General features: G+C 59.1%; 14 protein-coding genes. 8 read left to right on the top strand and 6 right to left on the bottom strand.

Annotated elements, in window-relative coordinates; translation table 11 throughout:
• Positions 1 to 712: 712 nt before the first annotated feature.
• Genes rimP through infB form a run of 4 tightly spaced genes read left to right on the top strand, consistent with a single transcriptional unit; the run spans position 713 to position 6,074 of the window.
• The gene (gene rimP / locus CHB75_RS05690; RefSeq protein ID WP_176439064.1) at positions 713 to 1,282 is read left to right on the top strand and encodes a ribosome maturation factor RimP; all 570 of its coding nucleotides are present in this window, start codon (positions 713 to 715) and stop codon (positions 1,280 to 1,282) included.
• A 5-nt stretch (positions 1,283 to 1,287) separates the two neighbouring features.
• Positions 1,288 to 2,907, top strand: coding sequence for a transcription termination factor NusA (nusA, locus tag CHB75_RS05685; RefSeq protein ID WP_089269562.1), 1,620 nt, complete (start codon positions 1,288 to 1,290; stop codon positions 2,905 to 2,907).
• A 2-nt stretch (positions 2,908 to 2,909) separates the two neighbouring features.
• A complete protein-coding gene (locus CHB75_RS05680) occupies positions 2,910 to 3,545 on the top strand; it encodes an RNA-binding protein (protein ID WP_089269561.1) in 636 nt (211 codons plus the stop codon).
• A gap of 9 nt (positions 3,546 to 3,554) precedes the next feature.
• Complete coding sequence (infB, locus tag CHB75_RS05675; RefSeq protein ID WP_089269560.1) at positions 3,555 to 6,074, top strand: translation initiation factor IF-2; 2,520 nt, start codon at positions 3,555 to 3,557, stop codon at positions 6,072 to 6,074.
• A 477-nt stretch (positions 6,075 to 6,551) separates the two neighbouring features.
• On the opposite strand, the gene CHB75_RS05665 is transcribed toward infB, so the two are convergent.
• Genes CHB75_RS05665 through CHB75_RS05655 form a run of 3 tightly spaced genes read right to left on the bottom strand, consistent with a single transcriptional unit; the run spans position 6,552 to position 9,050 of the window.
• The gene (locus CHB75_RS05665; RefSeq protein ID WP_089269579.1) at positions 6,552 to 6,950 is read right to left on the bottom strand and encodes a (deoxy)nucleoside triphosphate pyrophosphohydrolase; all 399 of its coding nucleotides are present in this window, start codon (positions 6,948 to 6,950) and stop codon (positions 6,552 to 6,554) included.
• 4 nt (positions 6,951 to 6,954) lie between these two features.
• A complete protein-coding gene (argJ, locus tag CHB75_RS05660; RefSeq protein ID WP_089269558.1) occupies positions 6,955 to 8,184 on the bottom strand; it encodes a bifunctional glutamate N-acetyltransferase/amino-acid acetyltransferase ArgJ in 1,230 nt (409 codons plus the stop codon).
• Between the two features lie 2 nt (positions 8,185 to 8,186).
• Complete coding sequence (locus CHB75_RS05655) at positions 8,187 to 9,050, bottom strand: peptidylprolyl isomerase (RefSeq protein WP_089269557.1); 864 nt, start codon at positions 9,048 to 9,050, stop codon at positions 8,187 to 8,189.
• A 177-nt stretch (positions 9,051 to 9,227) separates the two neighbouring features.
• Here CHB75_RS05655 and secA point away from each other — a divergent pair, with 177 nt between their 5' ends.
• A complete protein-coding gene (secA, locus tag CHB75_RS05650) occupies positions 9,228 to 11,954 on the top strand; it encodes a preprotein translocase subunit SecA (RefSeq protein WP_089269578.1) in 2,727 nt (908 codons plus the stop codon).
• A gap of 81 nt (positions 11,955 to 12,035) precedes the next feature.
• Here secA and radC read toward each other — a convergent pair whose 3' ends face one another.
• From radC to dnaK, 3 genes are all read right to left on the bottom strand, one after another.
• A complete protein-coding gene (gene radC / locus CHB75_RS05645; protein WP_089269556.1) occupies positions 12,036 to 12,797 on the bottom strand; it encodes a RadC family protein in 762 nt (253 codons plus the stop codon).
• A 244-nt stretch (positions 12,798 to 13,041) separates the two neighbouring features.
• On the bottom strand, positions 13,042 to 14,193 hold the full coding sequence (dnaJ, locus tag CHB75_RS05640) for a molecular chaperone DnaJ (RefSeq protein WP_089269555.1): 1,152 nt from the start codon (positions 14,191 to 14,193) through the stop codon (positions 13,042 to 13,044).
• A 78-nt stretch (positions 14,194 to 14,271) separates the two neighbouring features.
• Positions 14,272 to 16,179, bottom strand: a complete 1,908-nt coding sequence (gene dnaK / locus CHB75_RS05635; protein WP_089269554.1) for a molecular chaperone DnaK — start codon at positions 16,177 to 16,179, stop codon at positions 14,272 to 14,274.
• A 227-nt stretch (positions 16,180 to 16,406) separates the two neighbouring features.
• Here dnaK and CHB75_RS05630 point away from each other — a divergent pair, with 227 nt between their 5' ends.
• From CHB75_RS05630 to galU, 3 genes are all read left to right on the top strand, one after another.
• A complete protein-coding gene (locus CHB75_RS05630; RefSeq protein WP_089269553.1) occupies positions 16,407 to 17,012 on the top strand; it encodes an alpha-ketoglutarate-dependent dioxygenase AlkB family protein in 606 nt (201 codons plus the stop codon).
• Positions 17,013 to 17,230: 218 nt separating this feature from the next.
• Positions 17,231 to 18,028: a 3'(2'),5'-bisphosphate nucleotidase CysQ gene (gene cysQ, locus CHB75_RS05625; RefSeq protein ID WP_089269552.1), complete on the top strand. Its 798-nt coding sequence runs from the start codon at positions 17,231 to 17,233 to the stop codon at positions 18,026 to 18,028.
• A 375-nt stretch (positions 18,029 to 18,403) separates the two neighbouring features.
• Complete coding sequence (gene galU / locus CHB75_RS05620; RefSeq protein ID WP_089269551.1) at positions 18,404 to 19,297, top strand: UTP--glucose-1-phosphate uridylyltransferase GalU; 894 nt, start codon at positions 18,404 to 18,406, stop codon at positions 19,295 to 19,297.
• The last annotated feature ends 5 nt before the right edge of the window (positions 19,298 to 19,302 follow it).

The raw sequence follows: 19,302 nt of genomic DNA, 5'->3' as shown, positions 1-19,302 counted from the left end.
TCCCGTTCGCCCCGTCTGGCGTCCCGTTAGCGCCTCAGCGCCGCCGGTGAGGGGGGTTCTACGGTTACTACACAAAACCCGCAAGCGCTTTTTTCAAAAAATCGCACATCAGGCCGATTTTCTTCGATTCAGCCCTGAAACTTGGCGTTTCATGGGCCGACGAACAGTCAATATGGGGCCGAAGGCACGTAGTTCGGCCAAATTCCTTCGTCAGGCAGGCAATCTCCGTAGGAAAATCGAGTCGGAAATTGTCGCTCCATGGCGAGTCGCCTTCATGCTTGCAGAAATTATCTTCAAAAATATGACGGACTCACCAAAATTCGGCGCGATTCTCGATGGATGGCGCAGAATCACATTTAGACTTCGCTCTGCTAGAGCGCCCTGCCCGATAATCCCGCAGACAGCCGACCTTCTGGATGGCGCTTTGCGCGCCGCTTTAACCCGCTTTTCGATGGCCCGCATCAGGGCCAGCTATATATACTGTATAGGCGCGGATTTCTGTCAGCACCTCTCGCTCTCCCGAAGCGTGCCTTCTGAGCCATCACATAGCCAGGAAAACAGGGTCGCGTTCTCCCTTGCAGTTTGGGCGAGCGGCGCGTATATGAGCTTCAATAGCGGCGCGTCGGTCTCCACCCCGAACGCTCCACCGGGAAAGAGCAACGGGCCGCGCGCCCGTTTTTTTGTGTTCAAAACACATGGATACCCAAGACCTATGACCGATATGATCGCCAAAGCCGCCATGGACAAACGTCTGGCCGAGATTCTGACCCCCGTCATCGAGGACATGGGGTTCGAGCTGGTCCGAATTCGTCTAATGGGCGGTAACACCCCAACATTGCAAATCATGGCGGAACGCCCTGAAGGCGGTATCGAGGTTGATGAATGCGCCCGGATCAGCACGGCTGTGAGCGCGGTGCTTGATGTCGAGGACCCGATCTTGGACGCCTTTACACTCGAGGTCTCGAGCCCCGGCATCGACCGCCCGCTTACCCGCCTCAAAGACTTCGACACCTTTGAGGGCTATGAGGCCAAGATCGAGACTTCGGAGCTGATCGACGGGCGCAAACGCTGGCGCGGTATCATAGCCGGGGTCGAGGGTGACGAGGTGCTGATAAATATCGATGAGGGCACTGTCGGACTGAAATTCGACTGGCTGGCCGAGGCCAAGCTTGTCCTGACCGATGACCTGATCAAGGAAATGCTGCGAGCCCGCAAGGCGGCGGCACCCGACCCCACCATTTTTGACGAGATCGAGGCCGAAGACGGCCCGCACGAGGAGTAAGAGAAATGGCGATTACCTCTGCCAACCAGCTTGAGCTGTTGCAAACTGCCGAAGCCGTTGCGCGCGAAAAGATGATCGACCCCGGTCTGGTCGTCGAAGCGATGGAAGAGTCGCTCTCGCGTGCGGCCAAGTCTCGTTACGGCGCCGAGATGGATATTCGCGTCAAGATTGATCGCAAGACCGGCCGTGCCTCGTTCACACGGGTACGTACCGTGGTCGAAGACGACCTGCTTGAGAACTATCAGGCAGAGTTCACGGTTCAGCAGGCCAAGCAATACATGGCCGACCCCAAAGTGGGTGACGAGTTCATCGAGGAAGTCCCCCCCGTCGACATGGGCCGGATCGCCGCCCAGTCGGCCAAGCAGGTGATTCTGCAAAAGGTCCGCGAAGCAGAGCGTGACCGTCAGTACGAGGAATTCAAGGATCGCGCCGGGACAATCATCAACGGTCAGGTCAAGCGCGAGGAGTACGGCAACGTCATCGTCGATGTGGGCCGTGGCGAAGCAATCCTGCGCCGCAACGAAAAGATCGGACGCGAAAGCTATCGCCCGAACGACCGTATCCGCTGCTACATCAAGGATGTACGTCGTGAGGCCCGCGGCCCGCAGATTTTCCTGTCGCGCACCGACCCGCAGTTCATGGCTGAGCTGTTCAAGATGGAAGTGCCCGAGATCTATGACGGCATCATCGAGATCAAAGCCGTCGCCCGTGACCCGGGTTCGCGCGCCAAGATCGCCGTCATCTCGTATGACAGCTCGATCGACCCGGTGGGTGCTTGCGTTGGTATGCGCGGCAGCCGTGTTCAGGCCGTGGTGAACGAGCTTCAGGGCGAAAAGATCGACATCATCCCGTGGAATGAGGATATCCCGACATTCCTCGTGAACGCGCTTCAACCGGCCGAAGTCACGAAGGTGGTTCTGGACGAAGACGCAGAGCGGATCGAGGTTGTAGTGCCCGACGAGCAGCTTTCACTGGCAATTGGCCGTCGTGGCCAGAACGTTCGCCTGGCATCCCAGCTGACCGGTCTCGATATCGATATCATGACTGAGGAAGAGGAATCCAAGCGCCGTCAGAAGGAATTCGAAGAGCGGACTCAGCTGTTCATGGACACGCTGGACCTTGATGAATTCTTTGCCCAGCTCCTGGTTTCCGAAGGGTTCACCAACCTCGAAGAAGTCGCCTATGTGGATCTGGACGAACTGCTGGTGATCGACGGCGTCGATGCGGATACTGCGGCAGAGCTGCAAACCCGTGCCAAAGAGCAGCTCGAAGAGTTGGCCCGTAAGGCAATGGAGCACGCCCGTGAACTGGGTGTTGAGGACAGCTTGGTTGAATTCGAAGGCCTGACACCCCAAATGCTTGAGGCTCTGGCCTTGGACGGTGTAAAGACGCTCGAAGACTTCGCGACCTGCGCAGACTGGGAACTGGCCGGCGGCTGGACCACAGAGAAAGGTCAACGTCACAAGGACGATGGTCTGCTTGAAAAGTTCGACGTCTCACTGGAGGAGGCGCAGAACATGGTCATGACCGCGCGGGTTCTGCTGGGTTGGGTCGATCCAACCGAACTTGAGCCCAATGAGACCGACGAAGACGCCGAACCGGCTGAAGACGGCGAAGAGGCCTGATCATGTCCCGAGGCGGCGCGACCAAAGAACTGGACGACGGAGCCGAGCGCAAATGTATCGCGACCGGCGAGGTCCAGCCAAAACATGGGCTGATCCGGTTCGTTGTCGGACCAGAAAACCAGATCGTTCCCGACCTCATGGGCAAATTGCCCGGTCGGGGCATCTGGGTTGCGGCGGATAAGGATGCGCTTGCCAAGGCGGTAAAGAAGGGCCTGTTTGCCCGCGCCGCCAAGAAACCGGTGACGGTGAACGAAGAAATGCTGGACCAGCTGGAACCAATGCTGGCCCGGCGCGTTGTGGACCTTATTAGCCTGGCCCGGCGTTCCGGGTCTGCGGTTGCGGGTTATGAACGGGTCAAGGATTGGCTGTCCAAAGAAGAAGCCGAAGTTCTGATCCAGTCGAGTGACGGATCTGCCCGTGGCAAGACCAAGCTGAGCACGCCACACTTCGGAAGTTACATCGGCTGGCTCACGGCGCAGGAGTTGGGGTTGGCCTTTGGACGACAATCTGTAATACACGCAGCGCTTGGCGCTGGCGGACTCACGAAACGTGTTGTAGAGGAAGCCCAGCGATTGAAGGGCATACGCATTGGAACTGTCAATGCTGATGTCGGCGGCAACGGCCGCACGAAAGGATAAGAGAGCTTTATGAGCGATAACGACGGTAAGAAGACATTGGGTTTGCGCGGTGGTGGTCCCCGGTCCGGGAACGTAAAGCAGAGCTTTAGCCATGGGCGCACCAAGAACGTCGTGGTGGAAACCAAACGCAAGCGCGTCGTGGTGCCCAAGACGGGCGCCCCGAAGCCTGGCGCCGCCCCGGGTGCGGCAAACGCATCCCCAGGCGTGACAGCCAAGCGTCCTGCAGGCATTTCCGACGCCGAGATGGAACGCCGTCTCAAGGCATTGCAGGCCGCAAAGGCCCGCGAAGCCGATGAGATTGCCCAACGCGAAGCCAACGAGCGCGAGCGCGCAGAAGAGCGTGACCGCCGCCGGGCCGAGCAAGAGACCAAAGAGCGCGAACAGCGCGAAGCGGCAGAAGCCATCAAAGCCAAGGCAGAAGAAGAAGAACGCAAGAAGCGCCTAGCTGCAGAGGACGCCAAGGCGGCCTCCGCACCGGCACCTACTGCGTCTGCTCCTGTTTCGGCGCCCGATGCTGCTGCCCGCACTGGCGCAACCAACAAAGCCGCCCCGGCGGCCGCAGGTCCCCGCAAGGCGGAACGCGAACGCGAAGAGCGTGGCCGTGGCGTTAAAGCACGCGACGACGCAGGTGGTCGCCGCGCAGGCAAGCTGACGCTCAACCAGGCACTGTCCGGTGAGGGCGGTCGTCAGAAATCCATGGCCGCGATGAAGCGCAAGCAAGAGCGTGCGCGTCAAAAGGCGATGGGCGGTCAGGTTTCGCGCGAAAAGGTTGTGCGGGACGTTCAACTGCCCGAAGCCATCGTCGTTTCCGAGCTGGCCAACCGTATGGCGGAACGTGTCGGTGATGTGGTCAAGTCTCTCATGCAGAGCGGCATGATGGTGACGCAGAACGAAACCATCGATGCGGATACCGCAGAGCTGATCATTGAAGAATTTGGCCACCGCGTGGTGCGTGTGTCGGATTCGGATGTCGAGGATGTCATCACGAAAGTCGACGACAAACCGGAAGATCTGGTCACGCGCCCCCCTGTCATCACGATCATGGGCCACGTCGACCACGGAAAGACGTCGCTTCTGGACGCGATTCGCAAAACCAAGGTCGTGTCGGGCGAAGCCGGCGGGATCACTCAGCATATCGGAGCCTATCAGGTCACGACCGACTCGGGCGCTGTGCTGTCCTTCCTCGACACACCCGGCCACGCGGCCTTTACCTCCATGCGTTCTCGCGGGGCTCAGGTGACCGACATCGTGGTGCTGGTGGTTGCCGCAGACGACGCTGTAATGCCGCAAACGATTGAAGCGATCCACCATGCCAAAGCGGCCGATGTGCCGATGATTGTCGCCATCAACAAGATCGACAAGCACGACGCGAACCCGACCAAGGTGCGCACGGATCTTCTGCAGCACGAAGTGGTTGTCGAACAGATGTCCGGTGAAGTGCAGGACGTGGAAGTGTCGGCGCACACAGGTCAGGGTCTGGACGAACTGCTCGAAGCGATTGCGCTTCAGGCGGAACTTCTCGAACTCAAGGCAAACCCGAATCGCGCTGCACAAGGCGCGGTGATCGAGGCGCAGCTTGACGTGGGCCGCGGCCCGGTTGCGACTGTTCTGATTCAGAACGGAACATTGCGTCAGGGCGATATCTTTGTTGTCGGCGAGCAGTACGGCAAGGTTCGTGCACTGATCAACGACAAGGGTGAGCGAATCGCGGAAGCCGGTCCTTCGGTTCCTGTCGAAGTGCTCGGCCTGAACGGTACACCCGAAGCGGGCGACGTTCTGAACGTGACAGAGACAGAAGCGCAGGCGCGTGAAATCGCCGAATACCGCGCCAACAAAGCCAAGGCCAAGCGCGCCGCTGCTGGTGCAGCGACCACGCTGGAACAGCTTATGGCCAATGCCAAGGCGAACGAGAGCGTCTCTGAGCTGCCGATCGTCGTCAAAGCCGATGTGCAGGGTTCCGCGGAGGCAATCGTTCAGGCGATGGAGAAGATCGGCAACGATGAGGTCCGCGTTCGCGTACTGCATTCGGGTGTCGGCGCGATCACCGAAACCGACATCGGCCTGGCCGAAGCGTCGGGTGCACCGGTGTTCGGCTTCAACGTTCGGGCCAATGCATCGGCCCGTCAAACGGCGAACCAGAAGGGTGTCGAGATTCGCTATTACAGCGTGATCTATGACCTCGTGGACGATGTGAAGGCGGCGGCCTCTGGCCTGCTGTCCAACGAGATCCGTGAAAAGTTTATCGGCTACGCGTCGATCAAGGAGGTCTTCAAGGTCTCTCACGTTGGCAAGGTCGCTGGCTGTCTCGTCACCGAAGGCGTCGCCCGCCGGTCTGCCGGTGTGCGCCTTCTGCGCGACGACGTGGTCATTCACGAAGGCACCCTCAAGACGCTCAAGCGTTTCAAGGACGAAGTGCCTGAGGTTATCTCTGGCCAGGAATGCGGGATGGCGTTCGAGAACTACGAGGACGTTCGCCCCGGTGATGTCATCGAAATTTTCGAGCGTGAAGAGGTCGAACGGAACCTCTGAGTTCCGGTCACCTCATACAGAAGACAAAAAAGGGGAGGCAATTTTGCCTCCCCTTTTTCTTGTTTCGTGGTCATTCACTTTAGATGTTCGCTGGCCCCCAACAGCCTGCAATACAACGTGTCCGAAAACTGCCCCAACTCCCTCCGGTGTTTTCACGCTCCGGCTGATGCGGTTTCGGACGAAATGGCCAACGTCAGACTGGCAGGCCGGTATAGACCCGCTTTCCGACACGAACGATCATGCGACCGTCAGGCAGGATCTGCTCCAAAATGCCTTGAACGGAAACACAGCTACCCAAGATAATAGTTTTCAACATTTCGTGGCTCCCCGATGTCAACTCTAATTCATAAATAGTGAGAAATGATCGAGGAAACTAGTGTTAGTTGCATTCTAAACGAAACAATTGTTCAATAAACATCCAAATTGTGACACATTCTGCACCGCAGCACGCCAAATTAACAGACAAGCCTGCCGTATTTATAGCCAGTCACGTAGAATCGGAATTAAAGGCACATCAGCTGGCGGCATTGGATATGATGACAAGTCGCTCGCCAAAACCCACTTAAGTCTCTGATTCTCCAAGGGCTGCACGATTCCACCCCACTTACGGCAGGCAAAAAGTGGCATCAGAAGATGGAAATCTTCATAGCCGTGAGATGCAAACGTCAAAGGAGCGAGACAACTCTGCCAGGTTTCGATTCCCAGCTCTTCGTGCAATTCCCGAATCAGTGCCGCTTCGGGTGTTTCACCCATTTCCACTTTTCCGCCGGGGAACTCCCAAAGACCAGCCATGGATTTCCCCTCAGGCCGCTGCGCCAAAAGCACACGGCCATCAGGATCGATCAGGGCAACTGCCGAAACCAGAACAATCTTCACGGGATCAGGACCGATAATCCGCATTGATCGAGATGTATCCATGGGTCAGGTCACAGGTCCAGATCGTAGCGGCCCCGTCGCCAAGGCCGATGTCGACATTGATCGTGATCTCTGGCTGCTTCATATGCGCTGCACCCAAGTCCTCTTTGTAATCGGGCGAGACCCAGCCGTTTTCCGCCACAAGGATGTCACCGAAACGAATGCTTAGCGCATCGCGGTCAGCAGCGGCGCCGGATTTGCCCACGGCCATGACGATACGCCCCCAGTTGGGATCCTCGCCCGCCAGTGCAGTCTTTACCAGCGGCGAATTGGCGATCGACAGCGCGTGAGTGCGGGCATCGGCAGCAGTCTTTGCGCCAGTCACGTTGACGGTGACGAACTTGGTCGCCCCTTCGCCGTCCTTTACCACCTGATGCGCGAGGTCGAGCATAACGCCGTGGAGAGCGTCGGAAAAGGCGTCTTCCTCTGCGGTGACGGTAACGCCCGATGCGCCCGTCGCGCCCATCAGCAGCGTGTCCGAAGTGGATGTGTCACTGTCGACAGTGATGCAGTTGAAGGTCTTGTGATTCAGCCTGCTGACCAGCGTCTGAAGGTCACCGGCCGAGATCGCGGCATCGGTAAAGATATAGACGAGCATTGTCGCCATATCCGGTGCGATCATGCCCGACCCCTTAGCCATGCCGGCAATCTTGACTGTTCCACCGGGCAAATCGACCGAAGCCATTGCACCCTTGGGAAAGGTGTCGGTGGTCATGATCGCCTGAGCCGCGCCACTGATCCCGCCTTCGTCCAGTGCGGCGACAAGTTCGTCGATCTTGGCGGTGATGCGGCCATGGGGCAGCGGTTCACCGATGACCCCGGTCGACGACGAAAATACCCGGCTTTCCGGCAGATCCATCGCCAGAGCCACGGCCGAGGTGACAGCGCGGGTGGATTCGATGCCGTTGCGGCCTGTGAAGGCGTTGGAGTTACCCGAATTCACGATGATCGCCGCGCCGTCGTCGGTGTGCATGCCGATCTTGGCCTGACAATCCAACACCGGAGCTGACCGCGTGGCCGAGCGTGTGAACACGCCCGCAACTGTGGATCCTGGTGCCAGATGTGCCAGCATCACGTCGGTTCGCCCGGCGTAGCGCACGCCGGCGGCAACGGAGGCAAAGCGCACCCCCTTGATTACCGGCAGTTCAGGAAAGCTGTCGGGTGCCAGCGGCGAACGCGTGGTGATTTTGGCCAAAGTCAGTTCCCCACGAGTTCGAGGTCGTCGATGACTGCGGTGTCGATAGCTTCGGGCGCCGTGCGGGTTATGTCGGCCTTGGCCAGCAAACCACTGATCGCATCTTCGACAGCAGCCTTTTGCAGCTGTTCAACGATTTGGTCGCGAACCTCTTCCAGCGGGGGCGCGGATTTCGTGCGCGCGTCATTGAGCTTGATCACGTGCCAGCCAAACTGGGTCTGGACCGGTGCAGAGACTTCGCCGGGCTTCAGCGCCTCGACAGCTTTCTGGAACGGTTCGACCATCATGCCCGCGCCGAACCAGCCAAGTGCGCCACCGTTTGGACCTGAGGGGCCGGTAGATTTTTCTTTGGCCAATACGGCGAAATCGCCGCCGGCCTTCAGCTCTTCCTCGATGGCCTGCGCTTCTTCCTCGGTTTCCACGAGGATATGCGAGGCATCGAATTCTGTGCCCATATTCGCACGGGCATAGTTGGCCTCATAGGCGGCCTTGATTGCGGCCTCATCGATTGAATCTTCTGCGATCTTGGTGATCGCTTCAGAGGCAAGCATGGCGCGGCGCTGGTTTTCCAGCGCAAGCTTGATGCCTTTGGATTCTGTAGTGCCGTCGGAATGGGCCAGAACGGACTGCTGGATCAATTGATCCATCACGCCCTCCCAAAGAACGGTCGAGGGCAGTTCGTTGTATTGTTCGGGCAGACCGGCGCGGGTCACAAGCATATGACCCAGCGTGATTTCCACCCCGTTAACAGTTGCAACCACCGTGTCAGCCGTGGGGGCGTCCTGCGCCTGGACCGGCATGCCGGCCGACAGAGCGAAGGTGATCGCCAGCGCCGCTGCTGACAGTTTCATGGTGCTTTTCGACATTGCTATCGTCCTTCCCTGGCCACCCGGATTGCGGGTGACGTTGACACTGCACATGCTGCCCCTTACATCGCCTAGAGGCGTCTATATGGCCAGCCGTTCCCCTGTTTCATATGGGTTGAGTGCGTGGCCGGCAAGCAGATGCCGCACACGATGATGTCAAACCACGAAAGTGAGACCATGCTGGGTATCGGAAATATCGCGCGCAAGGTGTTCGGAACCCCGAACGACCGCAAAGTCAAGGCGACGCGCCCGCTGGTTGACCAGATCAACGCGCTGGAGCCCGAGTTTCAGGCATTGGACGACGCGGGGCTGAAAGCCAAAACCGAAGAGTTCCGCAAGCGGATCGAGGGCGGCGAAAGCCTTGACCAGTTGCTGCCCGAAGCCTTTGCCAACTGCCGCGAAGCTGCCCGCCGCGCGCTGGGTCTGCGGGCCTTTGACGTGCAGCTGATGGGCGGCATTTTCCTGCATCAGGGCAATATCTCGGAAATGAAGACAGGCGAGGGCAAGACCCTTGTCGCGACCTTCCCTGCCTACCTCAACGCGCTGACCGGCAAGGGCGTGCACGTCGTCACGGTCAACGACTATCTTGCCCGGCGCGACGCGGAATGGATGAGCAACGTCTTTGGCGCGCTTGGCATGACCACCGGCGTGGTTTACCCCCGCCAGCCCGAAGAAGAGAAGAAACAAGCCTACGCCTGCGACATCACCTATGCGACCAACAATGAGCTGGGTTTCGACTATCTGCGCGACAACATGAAGTCCGAGCTGAGCCAGATGTACCAGCGCGACCACAACTACGCCATCGTGGACGAGGTCGATTCGATCCTGATCGACGAAGCGCGCACACCGCTGATCATCTCTGGCCCGTCGCAGGACCGTTCGGAACTGTATGTCGCCATCGACAAGCTGATCCCCGAACTGACCGAGGCGCATTTCACGCTGGACGAGAAGACCCGCAACGTCACCTACACCGACGAAGGCAACGAGTTCCTCGAAGAGCAGTTGCACGCCCGTGGCCTGCTGGCCGAAGGTCAAACCCTTTATGATCCGGAATCGACCACCGTCGTTCACCACGTCAATCAGGGCCTGCGCGCGCACAAGCTGTTCCAGAAGGACAAGGATTACATCGTCCGCGACGACGAAGTTGTGTTGATCGACGAATTCACCGGCCGCATGATGGCCGGTCGCCGCCTGTCCGACGGCCTGCACCAGGCGATCGAGGCCAAGGAAGGCACCAAGATCCAGCCAGAGAACGTCACGCTCGCCTCTGTGACCTTTCAGAACTATTTCCGTCTGTACAACAAGCTGGCCGGCATGACCGGCACGGCCACCACCGAGGCCGATGAATTTGCCGAAATCTACGGCCTTGGCGTGGTTGAGGTACCGACAAACCGGCCCATCGCGCGGATCGACGAGGACGACAAGGTCTACCGTACCGCCCGCGAGAAATACGAAGCCATCGTCGAAGAGATCAAGGAAGCCCATGCCAAGGGCACCCCGGCGCTTGTCGGTACAACCTCGATCGAAAAGTCCGAGATGCTGAGCGCGCTGCTGACCAAAGCCGGGCTGCCGCACAACGTGCTGAACGCGCGCCAGCACGAACAAGAGGCGCAGATCGTTGGTGACGCCGGTAAGCTGGGGGCGATCACCATCGCCACCAACATGGCCGGTCGTGGTACGGACATCAAACTGGGCGGCAACGTCGAGCTAAAAGTGCTGGACGCCATCGCGGCGAACCCCGACGCCCATCCCGACGAGATCCGCAAGCAGATCGAAGACGGTCATGCCGCCGACGAACAGGCGGTCAAGGACGCGGGCGGATTGTTTGTTCTGGCCACCGAACGCCACGAATCCCGCCGGATCGACAACCAGTTGCGCGGTCGTTCGGGCCGTCAGGGCGACCCGGGCAAATCATCGTTCTTCCTGTCGCTGGAAGATGACCTGATGCGCATCTTCGGCTCGGAACGGCTCGACAAGGTGCTGTCCTCGCTTGGCATGAAAGAGGGCGAGGCGATTGTGCACCCTTGGGTCAACAAGTCGCTCGAACGCGCTCAGGCCAAGGTCGAAGGGCGCAACTTTGACATCCGCAAGCAACTGCTGAAATTCGACGACGTGATGAACGATCAACGCAAGGTGGTATTCAGCCAGCGACGCGAGATCATGGAGGCCGAGGATCTGGGCGAAATCGCTCAGGACATGCGCCATCAGGTGATCGACGATCTGGTCACACAGTTTGTGCCGCCCAAGACATATGCCGACCAGTGGGACATGCATGGGCTATACGCCGCTGTGCTTGAACAGCTTGGCATGGACCTGCCTGTCATCGCCTGGGGCGACGAGGAAGGTGTTGATGCCGAAGTCATCACCGAGCGTCTGGAAGAGGCGACCGATAAGCAGATGGCCGAAAAGGCCGCCGCCTTTGGCCCGGACACCATGCGACAGATCGAAAAGCAGGTGCTGCTACAGGCGATTGACGGCAAGTGGCGTGAACATCTGCTGACACTGGAACACCTGCGCTCAGTCGTTGGTTTCCGCGGCTATGCGCAGCGCGATCCGCTAAACGAATACAAGACTGAATCCTTCCAACTGTTTGAATCCATGCTTGAAAGCCTGCGCACCGATGTGACGCAGAAGCTGGGCCAGATCCGCCCGATGACACAAGAGGAACAGGCGGCGCTGGTCGAGCAGGTGCGCGCGCAGCAAGCTGAGGCGCGCCTTGCCAATACCCCCGCAGCAGCGGCACCCGCCGCCGCACAGGCCGAGGCGGCCGGACAAGCACCCGCGCCGCTGGCAGAGGGTTTTGATGAGACCAACCCAGAGACCTGGGGCAATCCGGGGCGCAACGATCTTTGCCCCTGCGGATCGGGAAACAAGTTCAAGCATTGCCACGGGCGCTTGGCCTGAGGCTATTATTGGGTGGGTCTTAGATGGCCTGCCCAACGCAGATTCTGGCCTGACATGTTTCGGTTTTGGCGCCTATTTGGGTCAGAGAAGTCCCTGGGCGCGAAAGCTGAGTTCTGTGGATTTACCGATAACCAGATGGTCGTGCAGCGTGAGGCCCAGAGCCTCGGCAGCCTTTTGTATCTGGTTCGTAACGTCGATATCCGCAGCCGAAGGCGTAGGATCACCAGACGGATGATTATGCACTAATATCAAAGCACTGGCGTTCAGTTCCAGCGCGCGTTTGACAACTTCGCGCGGGTAGACCGGGACGTGATCGACGGTGCCCTGGGCCTGCGCCTCATCGGCGATCAGGACGTTCTTGCGGTCGAGGAAGAGAACCCGGAACAGTTCCGTTTCGCGGTGCGCCATGGTGGTGTGGCAGTAGTCCAAAAGTGCGTCCCAGCTGCTGACCACATGGCGTTGCATCACACGGCTGCGTGACAGACGGTGGGCCGCAGCCTCGACAATCTTGAGCTCGGTCACAACCGCCTGCCCCACCCCCGGCACCCTGTTCAGGCGGGCGACAGGAGCCGACAGGATGCGGTTGAAATCCCCAAATATCTCAAGCAGTTGCCGGGCAAGTGGTTTGACATCCTGACGCGGAATGGCGCGGAAGAGCACAAGTTCCAAAAGCTCATAATCCGGGAGGGCATCTGCCCCGCCCTGCAGGAACCGTTCGCGCAGGCGCGCGCGGTGATCCTGGATGTACGACGGCTGCGGAGCGTCAGTCCGCGGGTGTACCGGCGCCTCGTCGACAGCGAAAAGAGCGGCCTGTGAGTCGGAGAAATGGGTGCTGTTGTTCATGGAGGCAAATTGCGCCGACAGGGTTAGAGAAGGATTAATTTTCCCAGCCCTGCGCCGCTATCATGCCGTATGGTAAGCGTATGGAAACCGTATGGTTTTCGTATGGCTGATCGTATGGATCGCACTTCAACTCAGGGTCGTGCGAGCCGCAAACGGATGCGCGAAAAGCAAGACGCGCCGCCCGGTGGGGCAGCGCGTCTGATCGGGGTCACCATGTCGGATGCTTTCGCAACCCGTAGCGGTGTTATCCCTTCATTGATTCCCAGAAGCTTTTGACGGACGAAAAGAACGTCTTGGATTCAGGGTTGTTGTCTTCCGACAGCGCCTCGAATTCGCGCAGAAGATCGCGCTGTTTCGAGGTGAGGTTGACCGGAGTTTCAACCGCAAGTTCGATGAACATATCGCCTGCCCCGCCGCCACGCAGCGCTGGCATACCTTTGCCACGCAGACGCATCTGACGACCGGATTGCGACCCCGCCGGGATCTTGACCCGGGAACGGCCGCCGTCGATTGTCGGCACCTCGATATCACCGCCCAGTGCGGCAGAGCTCATCGAGACGGGCACCCGACAGTGGAGCGCCAGGCCATCGCGTTCAAACAGCTCGTGGGGTGCGACCTCGAGAAAGATATAGAGATCGCCCGGAGGGCCACCACGCATTCCGGCCTCGCCTTCGCCGGCAAGACGAATGCGGGTGCCGGTTTCAACACCAGCCGGGACGTTGATCGACAAAGCCCGGTCTTTTTGCACGCGGCCGTTGCCACCACAGGCGCGGCAGGGGTTCTTGATGATCTGGCCCAGACCCGAACAGGTCGGGCAAGTGCGTTCAACGGTAAAGAAACCCTGAGTCGCGCGGACCTTGCCCATACCCGAACAGGTCGGGCAGGCTGTGGGTTCAGCGCCGCCTTCGGCACCAGAGCCCGAGCAGGGCCCGCACGCCACGGATGTCGGCACATTGATGGTCTTTTGCAGACCGCCATAGGCCTCTTCCAATGTCACGCGCAGATTATAGCGCAGGTCAGCACCGCGTGCGGCGCGCTGACGCCCGCCACCACGGCCGTTACCGCCCATGAAATCACCGAACAGGTCGTCGAACACATCGGAAAAGGCCGAGGCAAAGTCACCCTGACCGGCCGCACCACCGGGACGACCGGCGCTTGCACCCATGCCACCTTCGAACGCGGCATGGCCGTAGCGGTCATAGGCCGCCTTCTTGTTTTCGTCCTTGAGAACCTCGTAGGCCTCGTTCGCCTCTTTGAACTGATCTTCGGATTTGGGATTGTCGGAATTCCGGTCCGGATGCAGTTCCTTAGCCTTGCCGCGGTAGGCCTTCTTGATTTCTTCCGGCGAGGCACCCTTTTTCAGGCCCAGGACGTCGTAATAATCGCGTTTGGACATCTAGCCCTCCTTTTGCACGGAACGTCGAGGGGCCGGCCCGGTGTACGGACCGGCCCCTGATTGGTTCCGAGGTATGGCTTACGCCCGCTTGCTGTCGTCAAGATCCTCGAAATCCGCATCAACGATGTCGTCATCCGAGCCGCCCTGATCGGCACCCTTGGGTTCATCGTCGCCACCGTCGGACTGTGCCTTGTAGATGGCTTCGCCCAGACGCATGGATGCTTCGGTCACGTTCTGGATGCCGGACTTGATCTTGTCGGCATTGTCGTTTTCCAGCTCGTCACGCAGCGCTGCGATGGCCAGTTCGATGGCTTCGACGGTCGACGGATCGACCTTGTCGCCATGCTCTTCCACCGACTTTTCGGTCGAATGGATGAGGCTTTCGGCCTGGTTGCGGGCCTCGACAAGACCGCGACGTTCCTTGTCCGCGTCGGCATTCGCCTCGGCGTCCTTGACCATCTTTTCGATATCCGCGTCGGACAGACCGCCGGACGCCTGGATCGTGATCTTCTGCTCTTTGTTCGTGCCTTTGTCTTTGGCCGAAACAGAAACGATGCCGTTGGCGTCGATGTCGAAGGTCACCTCGATCTGGGGCATGCCGCGCGGAGCGGGCGGGATGCTTTCCAGATTGAACTGGCCCAGCATCTTGTTGTCTGCCGCCATCTCACGCTCGCCCTGGAACACCCGGATCGTCACGGCGTTCTGGTTGTCCTCGGCGGTCGAGAAGATCTGGCTCTTCTTGGTCGGGATGGTCGTGTTGCGGTCGATCAGGCGGGTGAAGACACCACCCAGCGTTTCGATGCCGAGGCTCAGCGGAGTGACGTCGAGCAGGACCACATCCTTGACATCGCCCTGAAGAACACCGGCCTGAATGGCCGCGCCCATGGCGACAACTTCGTCCGGGTTCACGCCCTTGTGGGGCTCTTTCCCGAAGAATTTGGTCACTTCTTCAATCACCTTGGGCATGCGGGTCATACCGCCGACCAGGACGACTTCGTCGATGTCAGATGTCGAGAGACCGGCATCCTTGAGCGCAGCTGCACAGGGCTTCATCGAGCCCTTGATCAGGTCGCCAACCAGCGATTCCAGCTTGGCACGGGTCAGTTTCATGACCATGTGCAGCGGCTGGCCGTTCGAGCTCATCGAGATGAACGGCTGGTTGATTTCGGTCTGGCTAGCCGAGGACAGTTCGATCTTGGCCTTTTCAGCCGCCTCTTTCAGACGCTGAAGGGCCATCTTGTCCTTGGTCAGGTCGACGTTGTTCTCTTTCTTGAACTCGGCGGCAAGGTAGTTGACGATCCGCATGTCGAAATCTTCGCCACCCAGGAAGGTGTCGCCGTTGGTCGACTTCACTTCGAACAGGCCATCGTCGATTTCGAGGATGGTCACGTCGAAGGTACCGCCGCCAAGGTCATAAACCGCGATGGTGCGCGATTCTTTCTTGTCGAGGCCATAGGCCAGCGCGGCCGCAGTCGGTTCGTTGATGATGCGCAGCACTTCGAGGCCGGCGATCTTGCCCGCGTCCTTGGTTGCCTGACGCTGGGCGTCGTTGAAGTAGGCGGGGACGGTGATGACGGCCTGGGTCACTTCCTCACCGAGATACGACTCGGCTGTTTCCTTCATCTTCTGCAGAATGAAGGCGGAAATCTGCGAGGGCGAATACTTTTCGCCACGAGCGCGCACCCATGCGTCGCCGTTACCGCCGTCGATCACTTCGAACGGCAGGTTTTTCTTGTCCTTGGCCAGATGCTCGTCGTCATTGCGACGACCGACAAGGCGCTTCACACCGAAAATGGTGTTTTCCGGGTTGGTGACGGCTTGCCGCTTGGCAGGCTGACCAACAAGGCGTTCGTTTTCCGTGAACGCGACGATGGAGGGCGTGGTGCGTGCCCCTTCGGAGTTTTCGATCACACGCGGTTGCGCACCATCCATGATGGCGATGCAGCTGTTGGTGGTGCCGAGGTCGATACCAATCACTTTGGCCATGTTTTTCGATCCCTTCTAGTGCTTCAAGGCGATGTCACGAGGCGGGGACCCGTTCCGGCATCCTGCCCCGATAGGTTTGATGCGGCCCGTGGGTTGCCCCCGAGTTGCGCTTCGCAGGGTATATAAGGAGGGGTATTGAGTGCTGCAAGCACCGCGATCCGGCTGTTCCAACGAATTGGCAGGTTTTTCTTTGCAAATTGCATACGGACTGGCAGAAATTGCGACCCATGACAGAAATTTTGCATCAACGCGGCTTTGTGATCCACCGCAACTATCTGAACCGCGAGGCGCAGGAGGCGCTGGTGGCGACCCTGCGGGATCTGCTGACGCAGGCGCCGCTGGTGCAGCCGGTGACACCGCGCGGAAAACCAATGTCGGTACGCATGTCCGCCGCCGGGCGGTTCGGCTGGGTCAGTGACCGGAACGGGTATCGCTATGCGGAAATGCACCCGAGCGGTGTACCCTGGCCCCCCATTCCAGAGCAGGTCCTGGCGATCTGGAATGATGTGAGCGCCGTGGCGCGCGCGCCGGAATGCTGTCTGATCAACTGGTACGGGGCCGACGCGCGCATGGGGTTGCATCAGGACCGGGACGAGGCGGACCTGACGATGCCGGTGGTCTCGGTATCGCTTGGCGATTCCGGGTTGTTCCGCATGGGTAATGTGGAGAGGGGCGGATCGTCCGAGTCGGTCTGGCTCGAATCCGGGGATGTGGTGGTGATGGGGGGCGCGGCACGCCTGTGTCATCACGGGGTGGATCGGATCCGGTTCGGGTCCTCGACCCTTTTGCCCCGTGGCGGGCGGATCAATCTGACGCTGCGGGTGGTAACCTGAAACCAGAGCAGACCGCCCGCGCGCGCGGGCAGACACGCAGAGTGAATATTGATGACACCGGTCGCGAAGGCGCACGTTTAGGCGCTGTTTACGAAAATCGTCGCAAACGCCCAGCCCGGGCAGGGTTTTCTTGCCGTTCCTGACAGGGCACACCATAAAGACCGTGAATTTTGAAACCACTGACTCCGCGCGCCGAAGCGGAACCAAGGAGAAGACCTTTGAACTATCAGACACTCACGCAGGTGATGCGCCGTCTCGCGCTTGAAGCCGGCGACAAGATTATGGAAATTTACGAATCCGACGATTTCGCGATCAAGACAAAGTCCGACGAAAGCCCCGTGACGGCAGCGGATGAAGCGGCGGACGCCCTGATCTCGATCGGACTGCGCGAAGCATTTCCCGATGTTGCGCTGGTGACCGAAGAACAGGCAGACAGCCACGGCGAACAGGCGTCAACATTTCTTATCGTCGACCCGCTGGATGGCACCAAGGAATTCATCAACCGGCGCGGCGATTTCACCGTGAATATCGCGCTGGTCGAAGACGGCCGCCCGACACGCGGCGTGGTCTATGCCCCCGCCAAGGGCCGGATGTTCTACACCGACAGCGTCGGCAAGACGGTCGAAGAAATGGGTCCTTTTGACAAGGAAACCGTAGGCGAAACCAAGCCGTTGCAGGTATCGACACCCAACAATGATGCGCTGATGGTGGTCGCGTCCAAATCGCACCGCGATCAGGCGACAGACGACTATATCGGCAAATACGGCGTCAAGGATATGACCAGCGCGGGCTCTTCTCTCAAGTTCTGCCTTGTGGCGACGGGCGAAGCCGACATTTATCCGCGTCTGGGCCGCACGATGGAATGGGACACAGCTGCCGGTCATGCCGTGCTTGCCGGTGCCGGCGGACGGGTGGTGCGATTCGATGACCACACCGCGCTGAGCTATGGCAAAACCGGCTTCGCCAACCCGTTTTTCATCGCCTACGCCCCCGGCGTGACGCTCAAGGACGGCTAAGGCATCGTGAAAGCGACACTGACATCTGCCGATTTCGTCATGGCCCTACGGGGCGCGGCGTTAGCGTAAGAGGTATGTCTGCCGGTGGCGGCGCCACAGAATTCTCTAATTTTAGCCTGTCGGAACAATCATACAATCTGGCGCCGACAGGCTAAAAACGTGCAGCTGCCACATCTTAGGCTTTTGACAGTTCATTCGGGTGCGTTAGGATTGGCCATCATTAAGATTTATTAACAATAATTAACCAAATCAGGAACATTTCAAACCCAGGTGTCAAATGCTTTACATTTGAATTTATTTACCATCTTACAATGTTGTAACGAAATTGATCAAAACGAAATATAAGATGATCTGCAAAATGCAAGGAGCTGCTCGATGCGTCACAAGGTAACGAAAGCGATTTTTCCGGTCGCCGGTCTCGGGACACGCTTTCTTCCGGCTACCAAATCGGTCCCCAAGGAAATCATGACTTTGGTGGATCGGCCGCTCGTACAGTACGCAATTGATGAGGCGCGCGCCGCAGGCATCAAGGAGTTTCTATTCATTACCTCGCGCGGCAAGGGAGCGCTTGAGGACTACTTTGATCACGCGCCGCAGCTGGAGCAGGAACTGCTGCGCAAGGGCAAGGACGAACTTCTCGAGATCCTGAAATCCACCAACATGGATTCCGGTGAAGTCGCCTATATGCGCCAGCACAAGGCGCTGGGTCTGGGCCACGCCGTATGGTGCGCGCGCCATTTGATCGGCGATGAACCCTTTGCCGTGATGCTGCCCGACGATGTGATCGCAGCTGAGAAACCTTGCCTGCAGCAGATGATCGAAGCCTACCAGGAAACCGGCGGCAACATGGTCGCAACGATGGAAGTTCCCGCCGACAAGGCGTCATCCTACGGCATTCTTGACGTTCAGGAAGACATGGGCAGCATCGTGTCTGTCAAAGGCATGGTCGAAAAGCCGGAAAAAGGCACCGCGCCGTCCAATCTGGCCGTGATCGGACGTTATATCCTGTCGCCGCAGGTTCTGAAGAATCTCAACAAGATGAAGGCCGGTGCAGGTGGAGAGATCCAGCTGACCGACGCCATCGCGCAGGAAATCGGCGGCAAGGAAGGCGTTTACGGTATGCGTTTCCGTGGCCAGCGTTTTGACTGCGGTTCCAAGGCAGGCTTCCTTCAGGCCACCGTCGCCTTTGGTCTTGCCCGCGATGAATTGAAGGACGATCTGCGCCGCTTCTTGCACGAAGTGCTCTCGGTCGACAAAGCCGCGGAGTAATAATT

It is taken from the genome of Puniceibacterium sediminis (genome assembly GCF_900188035.1).
Classification (GTDB): Bacteria; Pseudomonadota; Alphaproteobacteria; order Rhodobacterales; family Rhodobacteraceae; genus Puniceibacterium; species Puniceibacterium sediminis.
This window is presented reverse-complemented; position numbering and strand designations above follow the sequence as displayed.